The sequence below is a fragment of the Hymenobacter sp. BRD67 genome, from assembly GCF_013256425.1.
In the GTDB taxonomy this organism is placed as follows: Bacteria; Bacteroidota; Bacteroidia; order Cytophagales; family Hymenobacteraceae; genus Hymenobacter.
Window position 1 is genome coordinate 1857592 of sequence record NZ_CP053904.1, and the last position, 24624, is coordinate 1882215.

At 58.0% G+C, this 24624-nt stretch carries 24 protein-coding genes and 3 pseudogenes; 16 read left to right on the plus strand and 11 right to left on the minus strand.

The annotated features are described in order from the left end of the window. Position 1 precedes the first annotated feature (1 nt). A complete protein-coding gene (locus tag GKZ67_RS08540; protein WP_173241929.1) occupies positions 2-655 on the minus strand; it encodes an HAD family hydrolase in 654 nt (217 codons plus the stop codon). Positions 656-760: 105 nt separating this feature from the next. On the opposite strand from GKZ67_RS08540, the gene GKZ67_RS08545 reads away from it, so the two are divergent. From GKZ67_RS08545 to GKZ67_RS08555, 3 genes are all read left to right on the plus strand, one after another. Then, positions 761-1774: a VWA domain-containing protein gene (locus GKZ67_RS08545; RefSeq protein ID WP_173241930.1), complete on the plus strand. Its 1014-nt coding sequence runs from the start codon at positions 761-763 to the stop codon at positions 1772-1774. Between the two features lie 114 nt (positions 1775-1888). Then, positions 1889-2557: a YggS family pyridoxal phosphate-dependent enzyme gene (locus GKZ67_RS08550; protein ID WP_173241931.1), complete on the plus strand. Its 669-nt coding sequence runs from the start codon at positions 1889-1891 to the stop codon at positions 2555-2557. Between the two features lie 38 nt (positions 2558-2595). Then, complete coding sequence (locus tag GKZ67_RS08555; protein ID WP_173241932.1) at positions 2596-3261, plus strand: alpha/beta hydrolase; 666 nt, start codon at positions 2596-2598, stop codon at positions 3259-3261. A gap of 55 nt (positions 3262-3316) precedes the next feature. Here the strand turns inward: GKZ67_RS08555 and GKZ67_RS08560 are convergent, their stop codons facing one another. From GKZ67_RS08560 to GKZ67_RS08575, 4 genes are all read right to left on the minus strand, one after another. Beyond that, positions 3317-4060: an SDR family NAD(P)-dependent oxidoreductase gene (locus tag GKZ67_RS08560; protein ID WP_173241933.1), complete on the minus strand. Its 744-nt coding sequence runs from the start codon at positions 4058-4060 to the stop codon at positions 3317-3319. Between the two features lie 60 nt (positions 4061-4120). Then, positions 4121-4948 (minus strand): porin family protein, encoded by an 828-nt coding sequence (locus tag GKZ67_RS08565; RefSeq protein ID WP_173241934.1) that lies wholly within the window; start codon positions 4946-4948, stop codon positions 4121-4123. Continuing rightward, positions 4897-5625: a bifunctional demethylmenaquinone methyltransferase/2-methoxy-6-polyprenyl-1,4-benzoquinol methylase UbiE gene (gene ubiE / locus GKZ67_RS08570; protein ID WP_151088703.1), complete on the minus strand. Its 729-nt coding sequence runs from the start codon at positions 5623-5625 to the stop codon at positions 4897-4899. The genes GKZ67_RS08565 and ubiE overlap by 52 nt, the downstream gene beginning before the upstream one ends. Before the next feature lie 158 nt (positions 5626-5783). After that, a complete protein-coding gene (locus tag GKZ67_RS08575; protein ID WP_173241935.1) occupies positions 5784-8030 on the minus strand; it encodes an OmpA family protein in 2247 nt (748 codons plus the stop codon). Positions 8031-8456: 426 nt separating this feature from the next. On the opposite strand from GKZ67_RS08575, the gene yihA reads away from it, so the two are divergent. The 3 genes from yihA to GKZ67_RS08590 all read left to right on the plus strand — a co-directional run bounded on the left by yihA (position 8457) and on the right by GKZ67_RS08590 (position 10129). Further along, positions 8457-9074, plus strand: coding sequence for a ribosome biogenesis GTP-binding protein YihA/YsxC (yihA, locus tag GKZ67_RS08580; RefSeq protein ID WP_173241936.1), 618 nt, complete (start codon positions 8457-8459; stop codon positions 9072-9074). 62 nt (positions 9075-9136) lie between these two features. Continuing rightward, the gene (locus tag GKZ67_RS08585; RefSeq protein ID WP_173241937.1) at positions 9137-9592 is read left to right on the plus strand and encodes an energy transducer TonB; all 456 of its coding nucleotides are present in this window, start codon (positions 9137-9139) and stop codon (positions 9590-9592) included. A 102-nt stretch (positions 9593-9694) separates the two neighbouring features. Beyond that, entirely contained in the window at positions 9695-10129 is a 435-nt protein-coding gene (locus GKZ67_RS08590) for a DUF5606 domain-containing protein (protein WP_173241938.1), read from the plus strand. 206 nt (positions 10130-10335) lie between these two features. On the opposite strand, the gene fbp is transcribed toward GKZ67_RS08590, so the two are convergent. Further along, positions 10336-11355 carry a class 1 fructose-bisphosphatase gene (gene fbp, locus GKZ67_RS08595; protein WP_173241939.1) on the minus strand — a complete coding sequence of 340 codons (1020 nt, stop codon included), beginning with the start codon at positions 11353-11355 and terminating at the stop codon, positions 10336-10338. A gap of 92 nt (positions 11356-11447) precedes the next feature. Here fbp and GKZ67_RS08600 point away from each other — a divergent pair, with 92 nt between their 5' ends. The 6 genes from GKZ67_RS08600 to GKZ67_RS08620 all read left to right on the plus strand — a co-directional run bounded on the left by GKZ67_RS08600 (position 11448) and on the right by GKZ67_RS08620 (position 16842). After that, a complete protein-coding gene (locus tag GKZ67_RS08600) occupies positions 11448-12758 on the plus strand; it encodes an aspartate kinase (RefSeq protein WP_254245161.1) in 1311 nt (436 codons plus the stop codon). Positions 12759-12868: 110 nt separating this feature from the next. Next, positions 12869-13459 (plus strand): peroxiredoxin, encoded by a 591-nt coding sequence (locus tag GKZ67_RS08605; protein ID WP_151088709.1) that lies wholly within the window; start codon positions 12869-12871, stop codon positions 13457-13459. 106 nt (positions 13460-13565) lie between these two features. Further along, positions 13566-14246 (plus strand): 3-deoxy-D-manno-octulosonic acid transferase, encoded by a 681-nt coding sequence (locus tag GKZ67_RS22545; RefSeq protein WP_217278718.1) that lies wholly within the window; start codon positions 13566-13568, stop codon positions 14244-14246. A 14-nt stretch (positions 14247-14260) separates the two neighbouring features. Then, a complete protein-coding gene (locus GKZ67_RS22550; protein ID WP_217278719.1) occupies positions 14261-14722 on the plus strand; it encodes a hypothetical protein in 462 nt (153 codons plus the stop codon). 186 nt (positions 14723-14908) lie between these two features. Next, positions 14909-15835 carry a ribosome small subunit-dependent GTPase A gene (gene rsgA, locus GKZ67_RS08615; RefSeq protein WP_173241940.1) on the plus strand — a complete coding sequence of 309 codons (927 nt, stop codon included), beginning with the start codon at positions 14909-14911 and terminating at the stop codon, positions 15833-15835. 125 nt (positions 15836-15960) lie between these two features. Beyond that, on the plus strand, positions 15961-16842 hold the full coding sequence (locus GKZ67_RS08620) for an NAD(P)-dependent oxidoreductase (RefSeq protein WP_173241941.1): 882 nt from the start codon (positions 15961-15963) through the stop codon (positions 16840-16842). A gap of 89 nt (positions 16843-16931) precedes the next feature. Here GKZ67_RS08620 and GKZ67_RS08625 read toward each other — a convergent pair whose 3' ends face one another. Continuing rightward, positions 16932-17567 (minus strand): fasciclin domain-containing protein, encoded by a 636-nt coding sequence (locus GKZ67_RS08625; RefSeq protein ID WP_173241942.1) that lies wholly within the window; start codon positions 17565-17567, stop codon positions 16932-16934. Positions 17568-17731: 164 nt separating this feature from the next. On the opposite strand from GKZ67_RS08625, the gene GKZ67_RS08630 reads away from it, so the two are divergent. After that, positions 17732-18196 (plus strand): peptidylprolyl isomerase, encoded by a 465-nt coding sequence (locus GKZ67_RS08630; RefSeq protein ID WP_173241943.1) that lies wholly within the window; start codon positions 17732-17734, stop codon positions 18194-18196. Between the two features lie 96 nt (positions 18197-18292). On the opposite strand, the gene GKZ67_RS08635 is transcribed toward GKZ67_RS08630, so the two are convergent. Together GKZ67_RS08635 and GKZ67_RS08640 are read right to left on the minus strand one after the other, a co-directional pair. Then, positions 18293-18835 (minus strand): fasciclin domain-containing protein, encoded by a 543-nt coding sequence (locus tag GKZ67_RS08635; RefSeq protein WP_173241944.1) that lies wholly within the window; start codon positions 18833-18835, stop codon positions 18293-18295. Positions 18836-19123: 288 nt separating this feature from the next. Beyond that, complete coding sequence (locus tag GKZ67_RS08640) at positions 19124-20641, minus strand: sigma 54-interacting transcriptional regulator (protein WP_173241945.1); 1518 nt, start codon at positions 20639-20641, stop codon at positions 19124-19126. A 540-nt stretch (positions 20642-21181) separates the two neighbouring features. Between GKZ67_RS08640 and GKZ67_RS25070 the strand changes: the two are divergent. Together GKZ67_RS25070 and GKZ67_RS23320 are read left to right on the plus strand one after the other, a co-directional pair. Further along, positions 21182-21385 (plus strand): annotated as a pseudogene (locus GKZ67_RS25070) (cytochrome c); the annotation flags it as partial. A gap of 145 nt (positions 21386-21530) precedes the next feature. Then, on the plus strand, positions 21531-21971 hold the full coding sequence (locus GKZ67_RS23320; RefSeq protein ID WP_254245162.1) for a hypothetical protein: 441 nt from the start codon (positions 21531-21533) through the stop codon (positions 21969-21971). Between the two features lie 75 nt (positions 21972-22046). Here the strand turns inward: GKZ67_RS23320 and GKZ67_RS08655 are convergent, their stop codons facing one another. After that, on the minus strand, positions 22047-23156 hold the full coding sequence (locus GKZ67_RS08655) for a vWA domain-containing protein (RefSeq protein ID WP_173241948.1): 1110 nt from the start codon (positions 23154-23156) through the stop codon (positions 22047-22049). Positions 23157-23219: 63 nt separating this feature from the next. On the opposite strand from GKZ67_RS08655, the pseudogene GKZ67_RS08660 reads away from it, so the two are divergent. After that, positions 23220-23499: pseudogene (locus tag GKZ67_RS08660) on the plus strand (DUF427 domain-containing protein). 88 nt (positions 23500-23587) lie between these two features. Here the strand turns inward: GKZ67_RS08660 and GKZ67_RS08665 are convergent. Then, positions 23588-24543 (minus strand): annotated as a pseudogene (locus GKZ67_RS08665) (NADP-dependent oxidoreductase). Positions 24544-24624 lie beyond the last annotated feature (81 nt).

The window sequence follows — 24624 nt, forward strand, 5'->3', positions numbered from 1 at the left end:
CTTAAATAGCCTGAATCTCCGGAGCTGACAGCTCCGAAAAGTCCTGAACCACCCGGTCGGCCTGACTTAGATTTTGCAAGGCCGAGTGCGGGCTGGCGTAGCCGATACAGTAGATGCCGGCTGCTTTGGCCGCTGCCACGCCGTTGGCCGAGTCTTCAATAACAATGCACTCGGTTACCGGGGTTTCGGACACGGCCGCCGCGTGCACAAAAATGGCCGGGTTGGGCTTCGACTGCGTAAAATCTTCGCCGCTAACAACGTGCGTAAAATAAGGAGCCAGGCCGAAGCGCCGGAACACCCGCTCAATCGTGGCCTTGGAGGCCGAGGAAGCCACTACCATCTGCACGCCGTTTGCCCGCAGGTCCTCCAGCAGCGTTCGTACGCCGGGCAGCAGGTCGAGGGCCGCGTCTTCGTCGAATGCCTTATTAAACAGCTCCCGCTTGCGCTGCAACAGCGTTTCTACCGGCTGAGGCAAATTAAACTGCGCTTTTAGGCGCTCAAATACGTTGCGGGTCGAGCGGCCCAGAAAGGTGGCATATTCGGCAGCAGTAATGCTAATACCCAACTCAGCAAACTGGGTATTAAACGCGTGGTTGTGGATGGGCTCGGTGTCGATAATAACACCATCCATGTCAAAAATTACGGTACGAATCATGAGGCCGGCCGCTAGGGCATAAAGTACCGGCAAAGGTACCGGCACTGCGGGCCGCAGCCAGCATAGGCCTGGCAGCGTAATTTGCGGCTTCGGGCCACTTTCAGCATGAATTCTTTTTCTTACGCAACCCTGGCTGGCTACGAGTGGCAGCACCCGCGCCTGCTGCTGCTGCTGGCACTGGTGCCGCTGCTGCCGCTGCTGCGCTGGCTGCTGGCACGCCGGCGCCGGCAGGTAGTAGTGGCCTTCGGACCGGGCGGCATCCGGCCCGACTGGCGGGCGGCCCTGCGCTTCCTGCCGGATATCGTGCTTAGCCTTAGCCTGGCGCTTCTGGTCATTGCCGTTGCCCGCCCCCAGCGCCCCAGTGAGCACCTTACCCAAACCGGCCGCGGCATCGACATTGTGCTGGCCCTCGACGTGTCGGGCAGTATGGAGATTGAGGACCTGAAACCCACCCGCCTCGAAGCAGCCAAGACATTAGCCAGCAGCTTTGTACGCCGGCGGGCCGGCGACCGGCTTGGCCTCGTGGCCTTCGCCGGGCAGGCCTACTCCCTGGTGCCGCTTACTACCGATTATGACCTGCTACTGGAAAACCTGCGCAGCCTGCGCCCCGGCCTGATTGCCGACGACGGTACGGCCATTGGCACGGCGCTCGGGGTAGCTATCAACCGCCTGCGCGAATCGGCAGCCAGGTCGCGGGTGTGCGTGCTGCTTTCCGATGGCGAAAGCAATGCCGGCAGCCTCGACCCACTACTGGCGGCCAAGCTCGCGCACGCCTACGGCATCCGGCTCTATACCATTGGCTTGGGTGAGGACGGCTATGTGCCCTACGGCCGCGATTCCCTCACCGGCAAGCCGCGCTACGTGCAAACCCGCCTCGACGAAACCACCATGCGGCAGCTCGCCCAGGCCGCCGACGGCCGCTTCTTCCGCGCCACCGATAATGCCGCGCTGGAGCAGGTATTTGGGGAAATTAATAAATTAGAAAAATCTGATATTCTCACTCAGCGCTACCGCAGCGTGCAGGATTTTTACCGGCCTTACCTGGGCCTGGGCCTCGCCCTCTGGCTGCTCTGGCTAGCCCTGAAAAGCACGTTTATGAACAATGTGCTGGAAGATTAGCTTTTTGTTTCTCCTCGTTCATAGTTTATTGCTTTACTAATAGTTACAGATATGAATATTAGGAATATTCAAAAAAAAATAACAACAAGTAGCGAAACACAAACAGGAACCCCCATGTCAATCGCTGAAAATATTGCTGCCTTCGAGCAGAAGCTGACCGACACCGCGGCGCGGCTGGTCGTGGTGACCAAAACCCACCCCGTAGAGCGGCTGCGGGAGGCCTACGCAGCCGGGGCCCGCCGCTTCGGCGAAAACCGGGTGCAGGAAATGGCCGCGAAGCAGCCCGAGCTGCCGGCCGATGTGGAGTGGCACCAGATTGGCCAGCTTCAGACAAATAAGGTAAAATACCTGGCGCCTTTTATACACACCGTCGAAAGTATCGACAGCCTGCGCCTGCTGCTGGAGCTGGATAAGCAGGCGGCACGGCACGGACGGGTTATTCGCGGCCTGCTGCAGTTTCACATTGCCCGGGAAGAAACCAAAACCGGCCTCAGTCTGCCCGAGGCCGAAGAGCTATTACAGTCGGCCGACTACCAGGCGCTGCGCCACGTGCGGCTGACCGGCGTGATGGGCATCGCTACCCACTCGCCCGACGAGGCGCTGGTGCGGGCCGAATTCCGGCAGCTGCGTCAGTATTTTGAGCACCTGAAAGCCACCTACTTTGCCGATGCCGAAGATTTTCGCGAGCTTTCGATGGGCATGAGCGCCGACTACGAATGGGCGCTGGCCGAGGGCAGCACGCTTATTCGGGTGGGCAGCGCCATCTTTGGCAGCCGTGGCTAACGCTGGCCTGACAGCTCTTTTTTGCTCGACAAAGTCCTTTGGAACATCATTTTTCTGTTGTCCGCACGGCGCGCTACCAGCAATTGGGCAGCCTCTCGCCCACTACCCGGCAGCTATGGCTGGTGCTACACGGCTACGGCCAGCTGGCCGAATACTTTATTCGCCACTTTGCCCCGCTGCACGCCGCCGACCCGGTGGGTACCGTTGTAGTAGCGCCCGAAGGCCTCTCCCGCTTTTACCTCGCGGGCACGGCGGGCCGCGTGGGCGCATCCTGGATGACCCGCGCCGACCGGCTGGCTGAACTTGAGGACCAGGCTTCCTACCTCACTGCCCTGCGCCACCACCTGCTGGCCCAGTGCCCGGCTCAGGTGCAGGTTACAGTGCTGGGCTTCTCGCAGGGCACCGCCACGGCCAGCCGCTGGCTAAGCCGTGAGGCCGCCAGCTGGCGTCCGCATAGGCTGGTACTGTGGGCCGGCGATTTTTCGGCTGATATCGACCCTATAGCAGCCGGGCGGCTGCTTACTGCCTTGCCCGTAGCACTGGTTTGCGGGGACCAGGATGAATATATTGAAAATAATATATTTAGTCAACAGGCAGCCACCCTTCGCCAGCTGGGCACCGACCTTGAGACTTACCGCTTTGCGGGTGGGCATACCTTACACGGCGCGCTACTGCAACAACTGCACGCTACCGGACCCTCGTAGCCCTGCCAGAGCGGTTACAAGCGCGCAGCCTGCCGCCCCACCAACCGCGCGTGCGCTAAGGCTGCCGTCGCACCGTAGCCGCCGCCGCCTGGGCCGCCGGAAAAATAACGGCCTCGGCAATCTGCACGTGCGGCGGGCGCGTCACGATAAATTGAATCAGCTCAGCGATATCCTGGGCTTGCAGCGGCTGCACGCCTTTGTATACGCTGGTGGCCCGCTCTTCATCCCCTTTAAAGCGCACCGCCGAAAACTCAGTTTCGACCATGCCGGGAGCTACTTCAGCCACCCGAATGCCGCGCGGCAGCAGGTCGATGCGCATCGTGCGCGTGAGCATGGCTACGGCCGCCTTGGAGGCACAATACACGTTGCCGTTGGCATACGCCTCGTAGCCGGCTATCGAGCCCAGGTTTACAATAAAGCCGCCTTCTCCCATGCGCGGCAGCACCGCCCGGCTCACGTAAAGCAGCCCCTTGACGTTGCCATCGAGCATCGCCTCCCAGTCGGCTACATCGCCCTCCTGAACAGGGGCCATGCCGTGCGCATTGCCGGCATTGTTAATCAGCACATCAACGTGCTGAAAAGGCGCGGGCAACTCGGCTACGGCCGCTTCCACGGCCGCGCGGTCGCGCACATCAAAGGTCAGGATATGCACCGGCGTGGGGGCCAGCTCCTGCACCAGGGTTTCCAGGCGCTCGCGCCGCCGGCCGGCTACCACCAGCTGAAAACCCGATTTTGCCAGGGCCACCGCCGTAGCCCGGCCAATACCCGAAGAAGCTCCCGTAATAAAAGCAGTTTTCATAAAAAAATTACCAAGAGCTGTTAGGTTGGTACTGATGCTACCAACCACTAGCTACATTATTTATTCAATATTTAAATAAAGGGTCACCGTATTCGTGCGCAGGCTTTGCAAGCTGTTGCTGTACGCGTTGTCGCGCGGGGTCAGCACATTGCGCAGGCCGTGCGAGAAGCGCAGCTCGGGCCCAAACTTGAAGTAGGGGTAAAATAAATCGAGGCCGACGCCGTATTCCAGCATCAGGTCGTCGCGGGCCACGGTAATCTGGTTGATGGCCGGCGTATTTTGGCGCTGCGTTACGGCAAAGCTGGGCTTGAGGCCGCCAATCATGTAAAAGCGCGTGTTGCGGCGGCGGTTCGACTGATATTTGAGCAGTATCGGCAGCTCCAGCTGGGTGGTGCTTACTTCCTGGGTGCGAATGGTATCGGGCTGCCCCGCCCCGGCGCTCAAAAACTCGACCCGGCGCGTCAGAAAATTAAGGCCCGGCGTAAAGCGCAGGTGAAACGGGGTGCCCGGATTACCCAGACGAATATCCCCGATAAAGCCTACCGCAAAACCAGGGCTGATAATAGAATTGGCCGAGATGCCCCGCCCCTGCTGGGCCGCCTGGAAATAGGCGGCCGACTGCTCCAGAAAAAACCGCGAGAAATTAGGCGCGATATAAATGCCGGGCCGAAAAAACCGGTCGTTATAGTTTGACAGGTTCTCAACGGTAATCCCCTTGATGTGCCCTTTGCGGCTCCGGTCGATGGCATCGCTGCGCTTGCGCTGGGCCAGCGCCGGGCCAGCCAGCAGCAGCAGGCCCAGTAGCGGCAGCAGGCCACGCCAGGGGCCTGTTCGCGCTATTTGCGAGCCGTATAAATGGAGCTTATGCCAAACGTAAGTGGTTGCCATGCAGGAGTAGTAAAGCCGACGCGACCCAGAATAGCCACGAACTCGGCGCCGTCGGGAAATGCCTGCACCGACTCGGGCAGGTAGGTATAGGCGCTCTGGTCTTTGGAAATTACTTTGCCAAAAACCGGCAGTACCCGACTGAAATAGAAATTATACGCTTGCTTGAGCGGAAAAGCCGTCGGCTTGCTGAACTCCAGGATAACAAGCTGCCCGCCGGGGCGCAGCACCCGGTACATCTCAGCCAGGCCGCGCTCGAGGTGAGCAAAGTTGCGCACGCCGAAGGAGGCCGTTACGGCGTCAAACTGATTGTCTTCAAACGGCAGGTTTTCCGAATCGGCCAGCTCCAGCTTAATGCGGTGGCTAAGCTTCTTCTCCACCAGCTTCTGGCGGCCCACTTCCAGCATACCGGCCGATATGTCAACGCCCGTGACTTGGGCGTTGGGTGCGGCGGCCCGGAGCGTTTCAATGGCAAAGTCGGCCGTGCCGGTCGCAATATCCAGAATGCGCGCCGGCCGTAGCGCTTTAAGCTCATTTACGGCTTTCCGACGCCAGTAAATGTCGGTGCCCGCACTCAGAAAGTGGTTTAGGAAATCATACTTGCCGGCAATGTTGTCAAACATGCGGGCCACCTGCGATTTCTTATCGGCGGCGTCTTCTTTATAGGGTACTACGGCCATAGGGAGAGTGCAAATAACGGCAACGCTCCGCAAAAATTGTGCGGCGGCAAGGCCGTCGTTGCGTAGCGGATGATAGTCGCTTTGCAGTCAGGACAAAAAAACGGCCGGACTGTTTGTCCGGCCGTTTTATTTTCTGGCAAAGAGTAAGTAAAAAACGACTAGTTGGAAGTTTTTACTTTGGCTTTCTCGCCCGAAGCGTCTTTTGCCTTCGACTCCAGCTCGCCGTCTTTCGAAATCGTCTTCGACTTCTCGCCGGCGGCGCCTTTGGTTTTCACTTTTACCTTGTCGCTTGACTCATCCACCTTGGTTTTCACCTTGGTTCCGTCGGCCAGGCGCACTTTGCTCTTGCCGGGCAGCGGGGCTCCAGGAGCCGCTACAGTCGACGAGCTTGTGGTAGAAGAAGAAGTAGTGGTAGTTGAAGCTGCGGGCTGAATCACGGGCATTTTCTCGCCCTCTTTCAGCACCACCTTAAACTCGTCGCGGCGGTTAAGCTGCATGTTCTCAGGCGAGTCGTTCGGAGCAGCGGGCTTGCGCTCGCCGTAGCTTACCGTAGTAAGGCGGGCCGAAGCTACGCCCTGCTTCACGAGGTAGTTCTTGGCAGCATCGGCGCGGTTCTGGCCGAGTACCATGTTGTACTCATCCGTATTGCGCGAGTCGCAGTTACCCTCAATCGAGATGTTGAGGCCGGTATTGGCTTTCAGGATGGCCGCCGTAGCGTTCAGCGTCTTTATCGACTCCGGACGCAGCTTGTACTTATCGGTGTCGAAGTAGATTTTACCGAAGCGCGAAGCAGCCAGGGCAGTCGTGTCGATATAGTCAACGTAGAAATTCTTGGTAATCGACGTCGAGTCGTTGGTCGAAATCGGCACCGCAAATTCCTGCGTCTCGATATTCTTGCCGTCCTTGTTCACGGCTACCTGGTAGGTACGGGCCGAAAGAACTTTCACCTGATACGTACCATCGGGCTTGGTCACATCGCGGAAGCTGATGGCCGTTTTGTCGGCCTGCGTCCCGTTGAACACCAGCTCCACGCCGGGGATGGCCTGGGTGCTGTCGCGCTTCGAGAACACCGAGCCTTTGATGTTGATGTTCTTGATGTAGCTGATAGTGTAGATGTCCTTCTCGCCGTAGCCACCAATGCGGTACGAGCTGAGGTAGGCGTACGTGCCATCGGGAGCCAGGCGGTAGTAAGAGTCAGCGTCCGGCGTGTTGATGGGATAGCCCATGTTCTCGGGCCGGCCCCACTTGTGGCCGATGCTGTCGTACTGCGACTTGAAGATGTCGTAGTCGCCCATCGTATTGTGACCACGCGAGCTGAAATACAGCGTCTTGCCATCGCGGCTCATGTACGGGCTGTCCTCGTCATACTTGGTGTTGATAGTGCTACCCAGCGACTTAGCCGGACCCCAGTCGCCGCCGGCGGGGCGGGTGCTGTAGTACAGGTCCAGGTTGCCGTCTTCCGAGTACCGCGAGGTAGAGAAGTACAGCGTCAAGCCATCGGGCGTAATGTAGGCATCACCCTCGTACTGCTTCGAGTTGATGTTGCTGTTCAGCTTTACCGGGTTGCCCCAGTCGCCACCGGCCTGCTTCGAAGCAACGAACACGTCGCCATCCTCGTCGCTACGGTACATCAGCAGCTTGGTATCGTTGTCGAATAGCTGGTCCGACGCGTCGTGGCCTTTGCTGTTGAGCGCCGCCGACAGCGAGCGGGGCTTCTCCCAGTTGTCGGCGTCGATGCGGTGAGTTTCGACGATACCCTCGAAGTACTCGCCATCGGCGGCCGTTTTATTGCGGGCTTTGCTATCGAGGCCGGGAATGTCGGTAGGGTTAGCACGCGTCGTAAAAATCAGCGTCTTATCATCCGACGAGATAACCGGGCTGTGCTCCGAGTACTGCGTGTTCACAGTCGGGCCCAAGTTTTTCACGAAGATATCCTTGGGCGCGTTGAACAGAATTTTAGCGTTTTTGCTGTGCTGAATCAGCTGCGCCACTTCCTCACGGCGCGTGTCGTTTTTCTTTTTCAGCGTAGCGTTGTAGGCCTGATAATGCGTGATAGCCTCATCGAAGTTGTAGTTGAGGTGGTCGACGCGACCCAGCCAGTACTCCACGTCTTTCGACACTTTGGGCTTCAGCTTCTGCGCTTTATAGATGTAGTCGCTGGCTTTCTCTTTGTCAAAGGACAAATACGCTACCCCCGCCCGGAACAGCGCCTGCGCGTTGTTAGGGTCTTTGGCGATTACCCGCTCGTAGTAAGGGATGGAAGCGCGGTAGTTCTCCTGGTTGAACAGCTTGTTGCCGGTTTGCAGGTCCTTGCGGGTGCTCTGTGCCTGGGCCGAAGTAGCCACGGCCGCAGTCAGGGCTAGCGCGTAGGAAGCTTGCAGCAGCCTTTTGGATACGTTGTCCATTGAAAAAAGGGGTGTTTGGAAAATTTAAAAGGAAGAGCGAAGAAGTGGCTTTAGTATAATGTCGGCGGAAGCAGGCCACTAGCACACTCGTTTTGGCGACTTATACTAAAATTAGGCGACAGGGTTGGCCCGATTAGCCAGCGGCTGTCTAAAAATAAGGAGGCCAGCGGCCCTTGGAAGCAACAAATATACCGGCAAAGCGCGGGTACGCGGGCTAGCCAAGGGCACTAAAATAGGCCAGCGGCGGTAATAAGACGTTTGCGAAGCCGCAAAAGAGCGGATTGGGAGCGGCGCAAATATAGTGGCAGGTTTTGAAAGACAACTATTTACCGAGTGCGGCACGGCAGATGCCGGAGCTGGGCACTCGGCCGGCACCCGTAGTCCGACGCATCTTTGTACCCGCATTGTCCGATAGGTAACCCGCAAATGGTAATTCGTGAAGCAACTTTTTTAGTTAGTAATACGCAGGTAGCAGCCTGCCCGGCCCCCGACCGCCCCGAATACGCCTTTATCGGGCGCTCCAACGTCGGCAAGTCGTCGCTGATAAACATGCTGACGGGGCGCCAGGCGCTGGCCAAAACCTCGAGCACGCCGGGCAAAACGCAGGTTATTAATCACTTCAATATTAATGATGAGTGGTACCTAGTCGACCTGCCGGGCTACGGCTATGCGCGCGTGAGCAAGAGCGCGCGTTCCGACTGGGGAAAGATGATAAATGCCTACCTCACCAAGCGTGAGAATCTCACCTGCGTGTGCGTGCTCCTCGATTCGCGCCACGCGCCGCAGGCCGTTGACCTGGAGTTTATGGAGAAGCTAGGGGAGGCAGGCGTGCCCTTCGTGATGGTTTTTACGAAAACCGACAAGCAGTCCACCAGTCAGACAAAAGCTTTAATCAGCAATTATCTGGCGAAGATGGGCGAAACCTGGGACGAGCTGCCGCGCTACTTTGTGACGTCGGCCGAAACCGGGCTGGGCCGCGAGGAAGTACTAAATTTTATCACGGAAATAAACCGGCAGGTAGCAGCCGATGCTGCGGGCGCTTAAGTACTTTTGGCCTACCAATTGCCTATGCGCAGGGTCTTTTCCTCATCGACTTTTCAGCACCTATGAAAAAACTATTGCTCACGCCGCTGGCTTTGTGCGCCCTGCTGGCCCCGGCCCGCGCCCAAACGACCAAGCCCAATACGGTGCCGCCCTCCCAAACGGTGCCGCAGACCGAGCAGGGCACCGGGCTCAACCACGTAGGCACCGAAATTCCGGTAGCCAAGTATTATGAAGGTGGCCAGGATGCCATGTATGCCTTCATTGCCAAGGAGCTGAAGTATCCGCTGCTGGCCAAGCGCAACCGCATGCAGGGTCGCTGCATCATCAGCTTTACGCTCAACCCCGATGGCAATATTCAGGGCCTGCGCATTGTGAAGCAGGTGGGCGGTGGTACCGGCGACGAGGCAGCCCGCGTGGTGCGCCTGCTCAAATTCAAAAAGCCCGAATACCCCATCCTGACCAGCCTGCCCATCGATTTTAAGCTCGGAGTTACTGGCTCAAACGCGCTGGAAAACTAGTTTTAATGGTTAATTATTTAATGGTCAATGGTTAATTTTTGTTTTCCAGGCCCAGCTTAATAATTAACCGTTAATCATTAAAAAATTAATCATTAAAAACGAATGCCCTACGATTTGAAAGAACTGGCCGCCATCAGTGGCCAGAGCGGCTTGTACCGCCTCGTGCGCCCGGCGCGCCACGGAGTGTTGGTCGAAACCCTGGATGCCAAGGCAACGCGCTCGCTGGCCCCGGCCAGCAACAAGGTGTCGCTGCTGAGCGAAATAGGTATCTATGCCCAGGATTCGGACGATACGCTGCCGCTGACTGATGTATTTGAGCGCATCTATCAGAAGTACGGGGCCAGCCTGCCGGTGTCGGGCAAGTCGAGCGAGGCAGAGCTAACCGGCTTCCTGGCCGAAGTGATGCCCGAGTATGACCGCCAGCGCGTGTATCTGTCCGATATTAAGAAGCTGGCAAACTGGTACACTATTGTGAGCCAGCACCTGCCCTACCAGCCCACTCAGGCCGAGGCTACCCCGGCTACGGATGAGCCCTGAGCACCGGCGGCGTAATTGGCGAGGCCGACCCCGCTGCAACCCCGACCGGCAACCCCGAAGTGACGCAGGACAAGGCCCCGGCCGCCAAGAAAAGCGCCAAAAAGACCGAGTAGCTGCTCAAGCCCCTTCCGGTTACTTCTTCCTGACCTGAAAAATAAAAAAGCCGTTCCTGCCAGCAGGAACGGCTTTTTTATATATGAAAAACATTATTCTTTAGCCACTTCCTGCATTTCCTGAGCCAGGAAGGCTTCGGCCTGCTCTACTAGCTCGCGGCTACCAATAAATACCGGGCAGCGCTCGTGGCAGGTTTTGGGCTCGATTTCGAGGGTACGCTGCTCGCCGTTGGAGCTTTTGCCACCGGCCTGCTCTACGATGAAAGCCAGCGGGTTACACTCGTACATAAGGCGTAGCTTCCCTTTTTTGTCCTTGGCCGTGGCGGGGTAGATGTAGATACCGCCCTTCAGTAGGTTGCGGTGAAAGTCGGCCACGAGCGAGCCGATGTAGCGGGCCGAAAAGCTCGAGTCTTTGCAATGCTTGACGAAGGCCGCCACGCCGGGTGAAAACGACTCCGACGAGCCCTCGTTGATGGAATAGACCTTACCGGTTTTGGGCGTCTGGATATCGGGGTGCGAGAGGAAAAACTCGCCCAGGCTGGGCTCGTAGGTGAAGCCGTTGACGCCATTGCCGGTAGTGTACACCAACATAGTGCTGGAGCCATATATGACGTAGCCGGCGGCCACTTGGTGGGTGCCGGGCTGGAGGCAGTCGGCGCTGTTGCCCTCGCGGCCGGTGGGCGAAATGCGGCGGTAGATGCTGAAAATGGTGCCGATGCTGACGTTGACGTCGATGTTCGACGAGCCGTCGAGCGGGTCGATGGCCACTACGTATTTGCCCTGGGTGTTGCCGGTCTGGATGATATCCTCATCCTCCTCCGAGATGATGGTGCAGACCTCGCCGCCGTTGCGCAGGGCCCGAATGAAGCGGATATTGGCAATCACGTCGAGCTTTTGCTGGTCTTCGCCCTGCACGTTGCGGTTGCCGTAGGCCCCGGCAATGTCGATGAGGCCCGAGCGGTTGATTTCGCGGTTCACGATTTTGGCGGCCAGCGCAATGTCGCGCAGCAGCTGCGAAAGCTCGCCGGTGGCATAGGGAAAATCTTCCTGCTTGCGCATGATGAAGCGGTCGAGGGTCGTGCCGACGGGCAGGGCTAGTCTGTTGTGGTCCATGAAGGGTGGCTAGGGAGTCGAAAGAGCTAGTACAAAGCTACCATTGCCGGGCCGAGCGCCCAAAAGCGGCACATGGGCTAGTTTTGGGGCTTATGGGAAAAGAACTAACGGGCTTGCAGGTCTATAAATTTGGCGGCGCCTCGGTGAAGGACGCGGCAGCGATTCTCAACCTCTGCCGCATCGTGCGCGACTTTGGGCCTGGCGGACCGCTCCTGATTGTGGTATCGGCGATGGGCAAGACGACGAATGCGCTGGAGGAGATATATGATTTGGCGTATCACGGGCGGGATTACTCGGCGCAGTTGGCGGCGTCACGAGCCTATCATCAAAAGGCACATGATGAGCTACGTCAGCAATTAAGCTTTTATAATAAATCGTACGGAATCAAGAATTCCCCAATCCTTCTGTTTGACGAGCTTGACAACAAACTCGCACAAATTTCTGCCAATGGCAACTACGACGAATGGTATGACCAAATAGTGAGCTACGGCGAAACAATTTCTGCCCATATGGTTGGAAATGCTTTAGCTTCTTATAAACTTGAGCGGCAGGTATTCTGGGCACCCGCAAGCGCTATGATTCAGACTGATACCACTTGGCGCGAAGGTGGCGTTGACTGGACTACTACTGGGCTCGAATCTAAAGCATTCACCGATAAATTATTAGCAGGTAAAAATCGGGTTATTGTTACCGAAGGCTTCATCGGCGGCACGCCAGATGGCCGCACCACTACCCTCGGCCGCGAGGGCTCCGACTACTCGGCCGCCATCTTCGCGTATTGCCTGAATGCCGAAAGCGTCACCATCTGGAAAGACGTGCCGGGTTTGCTCAACGCCGACCCTAAAATATTTCCTGACACGGTGCTGTACCCCGAAATCAGCTACCAGGAAACCATCGAGATGGCGTTTTACGGGGCCAGCGTCATTCACCCCAAAACGTTGAAGCCGCTGGCCGAGCGCCGCATTCCGCTGCGCGTGAAGTCGTTTCTGAACCCTGAAGCACCCGGCACGCTCATTCACAACTGCCAGCACCCGCCGCTGGTGCCCGCGTTTATCCGCAAGGCGGGGCAGTGCCTGCTGTCGTTCGAGAGCAAGGATTTCGCGTTTATCTCGGAGGAAAACCTGGAAGTTATTTTTGGGGCGCTGGCGCAGGCCCGTCTCAAAATCAACCTCATGCAAAACTCAGCCATCAGCTTTTCGGTGTGCACCGACTACAGCGAACTGCGCGTGCAGCGGCTATTAGCGTTGTTGCGCGGGCAGTTTCGGGTGCAGTACAATACTGATTTGACGCTCTTTACGATTAAGCATTACGACCAGCCCAGCATTGAGCAGCTCACGGCGGAGCGCGTGTTGCTGCTGGAGCAGCGCACGCGCAGCACGTTTCAGTTTTTGGTGCGCGAATAACCATGCCTACCGATTACCGTTTAGAGGTCGTTGGTTAATGCAGGCCGGTCGCCATAACTGTCTAATCCAGCGTCATTAATCACTACTCATTAACCATTAACCACTAAGTAATGTCCGTTCTCGTTGGCAAGCGCGCGCCTGCTTTTAAGGCGTATGCCGTTATCGGCCAGCAGGTAGAAGCTGATTTTTCGCTCGACCGCTACCTCGGCAAGCGCTACGTGCTGCTGTTTTTTTACCCTGCCGACTTTTCGGGCCTCTGCCCTACCGAGCTGCTGGCTTTTCAGCAGATGCTGCCTGAATTTGAGCGGCGCGGCGTCGCTGTTATCGGGTGCAGCACCGATTCGCACCAGGTGCACCAGGCGTGGCTGCGCACGCCGCTCGATGAGGGTGGCATCGTGGGGGTAACATATCCGCTCGTGGCCGACGCGACCAAGACCATATCGGCAAATTACGATGTACTGGCTGGTCACTACGATTACAACGAATCGGGCGAAATGGTCTTCATCGGCACCGCCCAGGCCTACCGGGGCCTGTTTTTGATTGACCGCGACGGTATTGTGCGCCACCAGCTCGTCAATGACCGTTTTCTGGGTCGCCGTATCTCCGATGCCCTGCGCGTGGTAGATGCCCTGCGTCACTTTGAGGAGCACGGCGAAACCTGCCCGGCCAACTGGGAAGCGGAAGAGGGAATTATCGGCTGAAAGTCAGGAGGTAGCTAGCTGGCCGATACCAAGCCAGACCCATAACCCTCGAAAGAGTTAATTTTGGGACCGCATCCGGCCTTTTACTTTCCGGGTGCGGTCTTTTTTGCGCTTTCTCTATTCGTTAGGTCTTTCGCTTTATGCGCTGCTGCTGCGCCTGGTAGCCCCGTTTGTGCCCAAGGCGGCGGCCTGGGTAGCGGGCCGCGCCGGGCTGCTGGCGCGCGTTGAGCAGGCGCTGGCCGGCGTTGCCGCCCCGCGCCTCTGGGTTCATTGCGCCTCCTTGGGCGAGTTTGAGCAGGGCCGCCCGCTTATTGAAGGCCTGCGGCAGCAATACCCCGGCCACAAAATCGTGCTCACGTTTTTCTCGCCCTCGGGCTACGAGGTGCGCAAAAGCTGGCCGGGAGCCGACTACGTCTTTTACCTGCCGCTCGATACAGCCGACAATGCCCGGCGCTTCGTGGCGGCGGTGCAGCCGCGGCTGGCCGTATTTGTCAAGTACGAATTCTGGTATTTCTTTCTGCGAGAATTGCGCGCGCAGGGTATTCCGGCAGTAGTTGTGGCGGCTATCTTCCGGCCTCAGCAGCTATTTTTCAGGCCCTGGGGAGGCTTCTTTCGGCAGATTCTCGGCCAGCTGACGCACATTTTCACGCAGAATGAGGCGTCCGCCAATTTGCTGCGCGGCATTGGCCTCACACGGGTAAGCGTGGCCGGCGATACGCGCTTCGATACCGTGGCGGCCACGGCACTGGCCCCGCGCGCGCCCTGCCCCTGGCCGAAGCCTTCGTAGCCGACGGCGCGCCGGTGCTGGTGGCCGGCAGCATCTGGCCCGAAGACCTGCCCGCGCTGGCGCCGCTGCTGCGCAAGCACGCCCGCACCATGCGCTTTATTGTGGCCCCGCACGAAGTATCGGAGGCGCATTTGCAGGAGATAGAAGCCGCCATGCCGGGCCTTACGCTGCGCTACTCGCGGGCCGTGCCCGGCACGGTAGCCGAGGCGCGCCTGCTGCTTATCGACAATGTAGGCATGCTCAGCCAGCTTTACCGGTTTGGGCAGTTTGCCTACATCGGTGGGGCCTTTGGGCGGGGCTGCACAACACGCTGGAAGCGGCGGCCTTTGGGCTGCCCGTGTATTTCGGGCCGCGCTACGCCCGGTTTCAGGAAGCCGTGGAGCTGGTGCAGCTTGGCTGCGCGTTTCCGGTGCAATCGGCCCGGCAGCTGGAGGCGGCGTTTGACCGGCTCTATTACAATGAGGAAGCGCGGCTGAAGGTGCAGGACCTTTGCCTCGACTACGTGCACCAGCACGCGGGGCCACGAGCCGCATTCTTAGGGAGTTAAAAGTGAAGGATTAAAAGTTAGAAGTTGTGGGGCGGCCGCTGGCAAGGCAGTCTTCAACTTCTCAGAACAGCCTATTCAACTCCTGACTTTTAACTCATAACTTTTAACTCAAAAAATGACTGGCATCGTTGTCAAATCTACCGGCTCGTGGTACGTGGTGCGCGACACTACCAGCGGGCAGCTGCACCGCTGCCGGCTCCGGGGCAAGTTTAAAAACAAGGGGCTGAAAGTGAGCAACCCGCTGGCCGTAGGCGATGTGGTAGCGTTTGACCTGCCCGAGCAATCGGAGGGCGCGGGCGTGATTCATACGATTACGCCGCGCCGCAACTACATCATCCGCCGCTCGGTGCACAAGAGCGAGCACGCCCATATAGTGGCGGCCAACCTCGACCAGGCGCTGCTGGTGGTTACGCTGGTATCGCCGGCTACCTCGTTTGGGTTTATCGACCGGTTTCTGGTGACGGCTGAGGCGTACCATATTCCGGCCCGGCTTATTTTTAATAAGTCAGACTTATACGACGACGATACGCTCGACTATCAGCGCCAGATTGCCGGCATGTACGCCAGCCTGGGTTATCCCAGCGTGCTGTGCTCGGCCGAAACCGGGGCCAACGTGGCCGCCGTGGCGGCGCTGCTGCCCGGCAAAACCTCGCTGCTCTCGGGCCACTCGGGCGTGGGCAAAAGCACGCTGATAAATGTGCTGGTACCCGACCTCGATTTAAAAACGGCCGAAATCAGCGCTTTTTCGGATAAGGGTAAGCACACGACGACCTTCGCTGAGATGCTCGAAGTATCGTCAAAAACATATATTATCGACACGCCCGGCATCAAGGAGCTGGGCCTCGTGGACGTGCCCGCCGCCGAGCTGGCCGGCTACTTCCCCGAGATGCGCGCCCTGCTGGGCCAGTGCCGCTACCACAACTGCCAGCACGTACACGAGCCCGGTTGTGCCGTGCTGGAGGCCGTAGACCAGGGCAAGCTGGCCGTGCCGCGCTACGAGAGCTACGTGAGTATGCTCACAGATGAAGATAACCGACATTAGGTTTTTAATGTAGGAGATATGAGAATGTGGAAAATGTGAGGAATAGAAAGAAGCAGTTTCCACCTTCTCACATTTTCCACATCTCCCACATTCTCACATTTTCCACATCTCCTCTATTAAAAATAATGAAAATTGCTTTTTTGGGCCTGGGCAGTATGGGCGCCGCCATGGCGGCCAACCTGCTTAAAGGCGGCTTCCCCCTTACCGTTTATAACCGCAGTGCCGACAAGGCCGAGCCCCTGCGCCGGCAGGGCGCTACCGTCGCGGCCACGCCCGCCGAGGCCGCACGCGAGGCCGACATCGTGTTTACGATGGTGACCGACGATAAGGCGCTCGAAGCCCTCACTACCGGCCCCGACGGCATCCTGAGCACTTTGCCCAAGGGTGCCATTCACGCTTCGTGCAGCACCGTGGCCCCCGCTACCAACCGCCGCCTGGCCGAAGCGCACGCCGCACACGGCTCCTTCCTGGTAGCCTCGCCGGTGTTTGGCAAGCCCGACGTGGCGGCGGCCGGCAAGCTCTGGGTGGGCTCGTCGGGCCCGGCCGAGGCGCGCGAGCGGCTCAAGCCGGCGCAGGCGGCCATCGGCCAGGGCACCCACGATTTTGGCGACGACCCCGGCGCGGCCAGCGTGGCCAAGCTCTGCGGCAACTTCCTGCTCGGCACCGTGATTGAAGGTATGGCCGAAGCCCTGACGCTGGCCGAAAAGTGCGGCCTCGACCGTGTGGGCTTCTACGAGATGCTGACCAGCACGCTCTTCAACAACCCGATTTACAAAAGCTACGGCAAGCTCATTGCCGAGCAGCACTACCAGCCGGTGGGCGCGCCACCCGCCATCATCCGCAAAGACATGAACCTGGTGGTGCAGGAGGCTTACCAGCACGACATGCCCATGCCCTTCGCCAACATTATCCGCGACCGCCTCACCGCCACCGTGGCCCTGGGCGAGCCCGACGTGGACTGGGCCAGCTTCGCCAAAAGAGTATCGGAAGACGCGGGACTTCATTAATGATTAATGCATAACTGGTTAATGATTAATATACTCCACGTATCGGAGTAACATTAGTCATTAACCAGTTATGCATTAACTGTTAATTTCTACTTCGCCAGCGGCAGCACCACGGTATCAATGACGTGGGTGACGCCATTCTTGGAGATAACGTCGGCAATCTGAACGGTGGCGGGGGCATCCTTGCCATTGCCCACCATCACTTTGCCGTCTTTCACGGTGAAGTGCAGCTTCTCGCCGTTAACAGTCGTTATTTCCTGGCCGTCTTTTATATCGGCGGCCACGAGGCGACCAGGGATAACGTGATAGGTTAGTACGCCTTTGAGCTTGGCGGCGTTGGCGGGGTCGGTAAGGGCAGCCACGGCAGCTTTAGGCAGCTTATCGAACGCCGAGTTGGTGGGCGCAAACACGGTAAAGGGGCCACTTCCCTTCAGCGTTTCGACCAGGCCTGCCTGCTTCACCAGGCTCACGAGCGTGCTCACGCTTTTGGCAGCCATGGCATTGGCTACGATGTCTTTATCGGCCGTCATGGCTACCCCATCGACCATTACGCCGCCGGGCTTAGCCATGCGGGCCGAATCGCCGGCTACGGCGGCTATTGAGTCGGCCGGGTTAGCGGTGCGGGTTTCGGTGGTCGTCGTTTCGGTCGTTTTGTCGCTGCCGCAGCCGGCGAGACCAAGACTCAGCGTGACGGCGGTAGCGAGGGGAAAGAGTAGCTTTTGCATGTGAAATGGGAGGATAAAGGGTAGGTGTTTTCCGAGTTGCAGCTTACGTAGCAGCTGGACGCTTCAGTTCTGCCAAACCCTGTCCAGGGCTGGTTGTTTTACCTTCGCAGGGCCCAGGCTGGAAAAGCCGGGCTATTTCCCACTCTTTACCCCGCTTATTTTCGATGAAAACCGCTGAAATACACACGCCTAAGGGCGTTATGAAAGTCGAGTTCTACGAGCAGGACGCGCCCAACACCGTGAAAAACTTTACCGACCTGGCCAAGAAAGGCTTCTACGACGGCACCAAGTTTCACCGCGTTATCCCGAATTTTGTGATTCAGGGCGGCGACCCCAATACCAAGCCCGGCGCCAAAGGCGCGCCCGGCACCGGCGGCCCCGGCTATAAAATCGACTGCGAAACCAGCGGCGGCCACCAGTACCACGAGCGCGGTGCCCTCAGCATGGCCCACGCCGGCAAAAACACCGGCGGCTCGCAATTCTTTATCGCCCACTCGCGCGACAATACCGCCCACCTCGACCGCGTGCACACCGTGTTTGGCAAAGTAGTGGAGGGCCTGGATGTTATTGACCAGATTAAGCCCAATGATACAATTGATAAAATCGTGGTGAAGGACGACGCAGCATAAGGCCTACTTCTAACTACAAAAATTCCCGCCACATTATATAGTATGGCGGGAATTTTTGTGCTTAGCAAAGCAATGCGACTGCCTGGTAGTCAAAGTTTACTTAACAGGTGCTTCAGCAAACCGAGCTAACGGCAGCAAGACTTCATCAATAACATAAATAGAGCCATTATCGCACACAATCGGCTTCACTTTCAGCTCCAGGGGTTCGGCAGTACCGCCTGTTAGCCATGTACGGCCGCCTCGCTGCACAACGTGCAGATTCATGCCCCCATGGGTAGTATGCAGTACTTGTCCGTCGCTCAGGGCAAGCTGCTGGGTGGCACCCGAAACCATAGAAAATGACAGTACAGAACTTAACTTTCGCTCTTGGCCTTTGGCAAACAAATAGGCCATCCCCCCGGTTTTCAGTCGTTTAACAGCCTCATTAGTGGGCGCAAACACAGAAATGTTTGGATAAGGTTTTCCACCAGGTCCATCAAGCATAGACTCAAGTTTAGTGGCAACCAGCGCTTCAAAATAAGCTGAGTTGTCTGTCATCTTCGCCAGTGTCTGCGACACACTCACAACACGGAGCGGCCCCCTCGAAGTAGGGGCTAGTGGCATAAAAGCTGTAAGCACCAAAAGCAGAAAAGCCAGCATAAAATAAGTGCGCATAGAGTCCAAATGTACTGTCGGTTGAAGAAAGGCGCTAGTGCTGTGTCAGGGAAATTAATTACCTAAAGAATCGACTGGCTCCCCCTCTCCTTTTCGGAGAGGAGGCCGGCCCCAAAGGGGTCTCGTGAGGCGCCCACCAGAACGATTAGGTAAGAAACTTGGCTGACACAGCACTAGCAGGTAAAATGATAAACAAAGAAAGCCCCGCGTACCAGCTGGTATGCGGGGCTTTTTACTGCTCAGGCGCGGACTCGCAGAGTCCACGCTACCTTGCTACCGGCGGCGGCGCGGCTTTTCCTCTTCCTCGTCGTCATCATCGCCAAAGCTGGGCATGGTGAACATAGAGGAAAGTAAGTCCTTGAACTGCGCGCCGGCCGTGAGCTTGTTGCGTGAGATGAGCGAATGCTCGGCCAGCCCGTGCAGCAGGAATTCCATGAGGAAGTACGTGGTTTCGGCGTCGTCCTTGGGGTGCAGCTCGGTCACGATGGCGCGCAGACCGGGCACTTTGTCGAGGGCGGCGCGGTAGTCGGCGGTGCTGGCATCGCTGAGGATATCGAGCGTGTTGCCGTTGCCAAACCACTCCTGCACCGTTTTGTAGGGCGAGGGGCGATTTTTGAGCTTCTTGGCCTTGTCGGGGTCGGGGAAATAGTTCAGGAAGAGCGTGCGGATGGCCTTGCCCATCAGCTTCTCGGCCACGATGCCCGCGCCCTCCTGCTCGCCCTCGTACACCAGCTCGACCTTACCCGTGATGGCGGGCACGGCCGAGATAAAGTCGGCCACGCGCACGTAGGTCGTTTTCTCGCCGTTGATGAGCGCCCGGCGCTCGGCCCCGGCAATCACCTGCTCGTAGGCCGAGATGGTGAGGCGGGCCGATACGCCCGACTTGGCATCGACAAACTCGGAGCCGCGCGCCTCGATGGCCACCTGCTCCACGAGGTCGTGGGTAATTTCGTTGGTGGTCACCATGCCGCGCTGCTCCTCCTTGATGCGCGCTTCCTGCTTGGTGATGCGCTTGCCGATTTCAATCGACTTGGGATAGTGCGTGATAATCTGGGCATCGATACGGTCCTTGAGCGGCGTTACGATGCTGCCCCGGTTGGTATAGTCCTCGGGGTTGGCCGTGAACACGAACTGGATATCAAGCGGCAGGCGCACCTTGAAGCCACGAATCTGGATGTCGCCTTCCTGCAGGATGTTAAATAGCGAAACCTGAATACGAGCCTGCAGGTCGGGTAATTCGTTAATTACGAAAATACCCCGGTGCGCGCGCGGAATCAGGCCGAAGTGAATTACGCGCTCGTCGCTATACGGCAGCTTGAGCGTGGCGGCCTTGATGGGGTCGGCGTCGCCGATGAGGTCGGCCACCGTCACGTCGGGCGTGGCCAGCTTCTCGGTGTAGCGGTCGGCGCGGGCCATCCAGCTTACCGGCGTTTCGTCGCCTTTTTCGGCAATGAGGTTTTTGGCAAATACCGACAGCGGCTGCAACGGGTCGTCGTTCAGCTCCGAGCCTTCCACAACGGGAATATACTCATCGAGCAGGTTGATGAGCAGGCGCGCGATGCGGGTTTTGGCCTGGCCGCGCAAACCCAGCAGGTTGATGTGGTGCCCGGCCAGAATAGCGCGCTGCAACTCCGGAATCACGGTTTCTTCGTAGCCGAAGATGCCGGGAAACACGTCTTCCTTGTTTTTAAGTTTAGAGATGAGGTTGTCCCGCAGCTCTTGTTTCACGGTGCGGGGCTGATAGCCACTGGCGCGGAGCTGGCCCAGGGTGCGGATAGTTTCGTGCTGCATAAAGAAGAATTGGCGGAAGGGAGCTTCCAGCTTGTTAACTCCGAAACCGTAGTTGAGGTTCAGCCAAAGGCGTCGGTGGCTTTTCTGAGAAGCTGATTGCCGGGAGGACATGGTGGGCTGTAGTACGAAAGTGCTATTGAATTTTAAGCCCGGCATGTAGTACTTGCCGGCTCGATTTACACTTTTATAAACAGGCATTAGCACAGTTGCTTAATCCGCGTACCGCGTGAGTTGCCGGCTGTCGGCCGCTCTTCGTTGGCGCCACTCGTTCTTGCGACGAGCGGGCTGCCGGCCAGTAGCCGGCAGCCCGCCCCAGCCAAGCTGTTCCCGGACCGGAAAGCTGCGCTTAGCTTCCTCATTACTATGAAAAAAATAGGACGCTGGCTGAGTTTGTTTGCCGGGCTGCTGGTGCTGGCAGTAGCCGGCTTTGCTGCCTATGTTGACGCCCGCGGAGTGCCTACGTATCCGGCGCCAGCGGTAGGCAAGGTGCTGCCCAGTACCCCAGACCGGCTTGCCCACGGTGAGCAGCTGGCCGCCATGATGTGCGTGCACTGCCACCGCGACCCCGCGACCAACACGCTCAGCGGCCGCGCCCTGCCCGAGGTAGGCTCTGATTTGGGCCGGCTGCACTCGGCAAACATTACCCAAGACCCTGTTTATGGGGTTGGCAAATGGACGGACGCCCAGCTGGTAGGCCTGCTTCGCACCGGTATTGGCGCCGACGGCCGGATGCGCTTGGTCATGCCGCATTTCGCCTACCTCAGCGAGGAAGATGCAGCAAGCCTTGTGGCATTTCTGCGCTCTGGCGATGCCTTAGTGCGTGCCATGCCTTCGGCCCACGGCCCGCAACAGGTGTCTTTTCTGGGCCAAGGCACTCACGAACACGGTAATGAAGCCTACGCCCCTGCTTGCGCACCTTGCCGAAGCGCCGTCGGCCAGCAATCCCGTAGCCCTGGGTCATTACCTGGTGGTGGCCCGCTACCAGTGCTACTACTGCCACTCCCGCAGCTTCAGCACCCTCAACCAAACCCACCCTGGGCAGTCGCAGAACTACCTCGGCGGGGGTAACCCGATGCTGGGCGACAAGCTGGAGCTGCGCGTGAGCCGCAACCTGACTATGGACCCCCAAACCGGCCTGGGCGACTGGTCGGAGGCCCAGTTCAGTCGAGCTATTCGATGTGGTATGTCGCCCCACGGCCCGCTATACGAGCCGATGCCCAAGTTCACCGCCATGACCGACGAGGAAGACCACGCCATTTGGGCGTATCTGCAAACGGTACCGAAAATCAAAAACGCCACACCTGAGGATGGCGCCCTAGCGCAGCGCTGAGCGCCTGTTTCCGGAGCTGGGCATCGGAGGGGCTTAGCAGTTTTGCCCGCAGCCGGTTGGCTTGTCCAGAAGTAACTACAGCGACTTGCGCCGGTTCTTTTTATAGTCTTCAAACACCAGGTGGCCCAGCCCTTTCAGGCCCGAGTAATACGCCTTGCCCTGGTTCACCTCCGTAAACTCCTCCACGAACTTCTGCAAGTACGGGTCAGAGGTAATCATGAAGGTGGTAATTGGAATCTTGATGCGGCGGGCGGCGGCAGCCAGGTTCAGCGTTTTATTTACCACCTTGCGGTCGAGGCCGAACGAGTTTTTGTAGTAGCCATTGCCTTCCTTGAGGCAGGTTGGCTTGCCGTCGGTAATCATGAAAATCTGCTTGTTGGGCGTTTTACGCTTGCGCAGCAAGTCCATCGCCAGCTCCAGGCCGGCCACGGTGTTGGTGTGGTAGGGGCCGACCTGCAAATAAGGCAGGTCCTTGACCTCAATTTGCCAGGCGTCGTTGCCGAATACAATCACGTCGAGCGTGTCCTTGGGGTATTTCTGCTTTACCAGCTCGGCCAGGGCCATCGCCACCTTTTTGGCGGGTGTGATGCGGTCCTCGCCGTAGAGTATCATCGAATGCGAGATGTCAATCATCAGCACGGTGCTGGTCTGCGACTTATGCTCATTTTCGCGCACTTCGAGGTCGCCCTCGGTCAGCATAAAGTTGTCGCCGTCCATGCCGTGGTTGAGCTGAGCATTGCGGATGGATTCCGACATCTGAATCTGCTCCAGCGAATCGCCGAAGCGGAACTCGCGCAGGTCGGTACTTTGCTCGTCGCCCTGCCCGGTGTGGGGTGTACGGTGGTTGCCGGTGCTGCTCTTCTTGAGCTTGCCAAAAATCTCCTCCAGCGCCGATTTGCGGATTTTCTGCTCGGTTTTGGGCGTGATTTTCAACTCGCCCCGCTCCTGCTCATTCTCATCGATGTAGCCCTTTTTCTTGAGGTCGTCGATGAAGTTGCCCATGCCGTAGTCGTTATCGGTGAGGCCGTACTGCTTGTCGAGCTCATTGAGCCACTGCAACGCCTCGCCCACGTCGCCGCTGGTGATGGTGATGAGCTGCATAAAGAGCTTAAACAACTTCTCAAATCCCTTATCGCCCGAGTTTTCATCGGGCACAAAATCACGAAAGCGAACCCCAATAGCCATAATAATCTACGTAACGGTAGTGGTGGCAAAAACAACGACCCGCGGGGCAATGTTCATTATCCCATGAAAGCCATCTGGAATAATACCGTCGTGGCCGAGAGCGACGACACTGTTGTGGTTGAGAATAACCACTATTTCCCCGCAAGCTCGCTCAAAAAAGAGTTTTTTGAGGACAGCATTGCCCAAACGACCTGCCCTGGAAAGGCCGCGCCAGCTACTACTCGCTGCGCGTAAACGACGCGCTCAACAAGGATGCTGCCTGGTATTACCCCAGCCCAGCCCCGCCGCCGCCAACATTCAGGGCCGGGTAGCGTTCTGGAAGGGCGTGAAGATTGAGGAGTAGTAAAAAGCGTGATGCCTCGACAAGCAGCTGCCTGTCGAGGCATCACGCTTTTTACTACTCCCTAAACAGCTTCGTTAGCGTTTGCTTTTTAAGGAATTATCACCACTTTGCCGGTGGTATGTTTCGATTCAATCTGCTCGAAGGCCTTTTTCACCTCAGCCAGCGGGAAGGTAGCCGCGATGGGCAGGTGCAGCTTACCGGCATCGGCCAGCTCGCGCAGGTGGTTGAGGTCGGGCACGCTGGGCTGGGCCATTACGTGCGTGAAATAGACGCCGGGGGCAAGCTCAGCCCTTTGCCATCGTTGAGCACCGAGATAAGCCGGCCGGCCGGCTTCAGGGCCGCCAGGCTCTGCGCAAGCGTATCGCCGCTGATGGCATCAAACAGTAGGTCAACGCCTTCCGGGGCTATTTTCTTTACCGATTCGGCTACCGGGCCGGCCGCGTAGTCAATGGCAAAATCAGCTCCGAGCTTACTCATATAGTCGGCATTTTGGGCGCTGGCCACGGCTATCACAGTGGCCCCTACGCTTTTGGCCAGCTGAATAGCTACGCTGCCAACTCCGCCCGACGCCCCCAGAATCAGCACGGTTTCGCCGCTTTTCAGCTTACCGGCCGTGAAAACCGACTGATAGGCCGTGAGCCCCGCCAGTGGCAGGCCGCCGGCTTCTTCCCAGCTAAGGGTAGCCGGGCGCGGCGCCAGATAGCATTCAGGAATTACTATGTATTCGGCAAAAGTACCGTGCTGTACTACGGGGCGGCGCACGTAGCCATACACCTCGGCACCGTCAGCGAAGCGGGAAGCTCCGTGGCCGCGCTTTTCAACTACCCCGGCCACGTCCCAGCCTGGCACGGCCGGGAAAGCATTGGGCACTACCTGCTGAAAATACCCTTCCCGTACGATGTAATCGACGGGGTTAATACCGGCGGCTTTTACGCGCAGCAGCACGTCGCCCTCGCCCACTTCGGGCAAATTGAGCGGACCAACCTGAATTTTATCGATGCCGCCAAACTCGGTGTAGTAAGCGGCTTGCGTTTGCTTTGCCATTGGAAAAGGAGAATACAAGTTGTAAGTACCCGCTCATAACCAGGGCCCCGCCCAATAGTTAGGGCGCATGAAAAAGCTCCG

Bases quoted from the DNA above. Each gene is read 5' to 3' on its own strand.
- GKZ67_RS08540 (WP_173241929.1), bottom strand. From the start codon at position 655: ATGATTCGTACCGTAATTTTTGACATGGATGGTGTTATTATCGACACC.
- GKZ67_RS08545 (WP_173241930.1), top strand. From the start codon at position 761: ATGAATTCTTTTTCTTACGCAACCCTGGCTGGCTACGAGTGGCAGCAC.
- GKZ67_RS08550 (WP_173241931.1), top strand. From the start codon at position 1,889: ATGTCAATCGCTGAAAATATTGCTGCCTTCGAGCAGAAGCTGACCGAC.
- GKZ67_RS08560 (WP_173241933.1), bottom strand. From the start codon at position 4,060: ATGAAAACTGCTTTTATTACGGGAGCTTCTTCGGGTATTGGCCGGGCT.
- GKZ67_RS08565 (WP_173241934.1), bottom strand. From the start codon at position 4,948: ATGGCAACCACTTACGTTTGGCATAAGCTCCATTTATACGGCTCGCAA.
- ubiE (WP_151088703.1), bottom strand. From the start codon at position 5,625: ATGGCCGTAGTACCCTATAAAGAAGACGCCGCCGATAAGAAATCGCAG.
- GKZ67_RS08575 (WP_173241935.1), bottom strand. From the start codon at position 8,030: ATGGACAACGTATCCAAAAGGCTGCTGCAAGCTTCCTACGCGCTAGCC.
- yihA (WP_173241936.1), top strand. From the start codon at position 8,457: ATGGTAATTCGTGAAGCAACTTTTTTAGTTAGTAATACGCAGGTAGCA.
- GKZ67_RS08585 (WP_173241937.1), top strand. From the start codon at position 9,137: ATGAAAAAACTATTGCTCACGCCGCTGGCTTTGTGCGCCCTGCTGGCC.
- GKZ67_RS08590 (WP_173241938.1), top strand. From the start codon at position 9,695: ATGCCCTACGATTTGAAAGAACTGGCCGCCATCAGTGGCCAGAGCGGC.
- fbp (WP_173241939.1), bottom strand. From the start codon at position 11,355: ATGGACCACAACAGACTAGCCCTGCCCGTCGGCACGACCCTCGACCGC.
- GKZ67_RS08600 (WP_254245161.1), top strand. From the start codon at position 11,448: ATGGGAAAAGAACTAACGGGCTTGCAGGTCTATAAATTTGGCGGCGCC.
- GKZ67_RS08605 (WP_151088709.1), top strand. From the start codon at position 12,869: ATGTCCGTTCTCGTTGGCAAGCGCGCGCCTGCTTTTAAGGCGTATGCC.
- rsgA (WP_173241940.1), top strand. From the start codon at position 14,909: ATGACTGGCATCGTTGTCAAATCTACCGGCTCGTGGTACGTGGTGCGC.
- GKZ67_RS08620 (WP_173241941.1), top strand. From the start codon at position 15,961: ATGAAAATTGCTTTTTTGGGCCTGGGCAGTATGGGCGCCGCCATGGCG.
- GKZ67_RS08625 (WP_173241942.1), bottom strand. From the start codon at position 17,567: ATGCAAAAGCTACTCTTTCCCCTCGCTACCGCCGTCACGCTGAGTCTT.
- GKZ67_RS08630 (WP_173241943.1), top strand. From the start codon at position 17,732: ATGAAAACCGCTGAAATACACACGCCTAAGGGCGTTATGAAAGTCGAG.
- GKZ67_RS08635 (WP_173241944.1), bottom strand. From the start codon at position 18,835: ATGCTGGCTTTTCTGCTTTTGGTGCTTACAGCTTTTATGCCACTAGCC.
- GKZ67_RS08640 (WP_173241945.1), bottom strand. From the start codon at position 20,641: ATGCAGCACGAAACTATCCGCACCCTGGGCCAGCTCCGCGCCAGTGGC.
- GKZ67_RS23320 (WP_254245162.1), top strand. From the start codon at position 21,531: ATGAAGCCTACGCCCCTGCTTGCGCACCTTGCCGAAGCGCCGTCGGCC.
- GKZ67_RS08655 (WP_173241948.1), bottom strand. From the start codon at position 23,156: ATGGCTATTGGGGTTCGCTTTCGTGATTTTGTGCCCGATGAAAACTCG.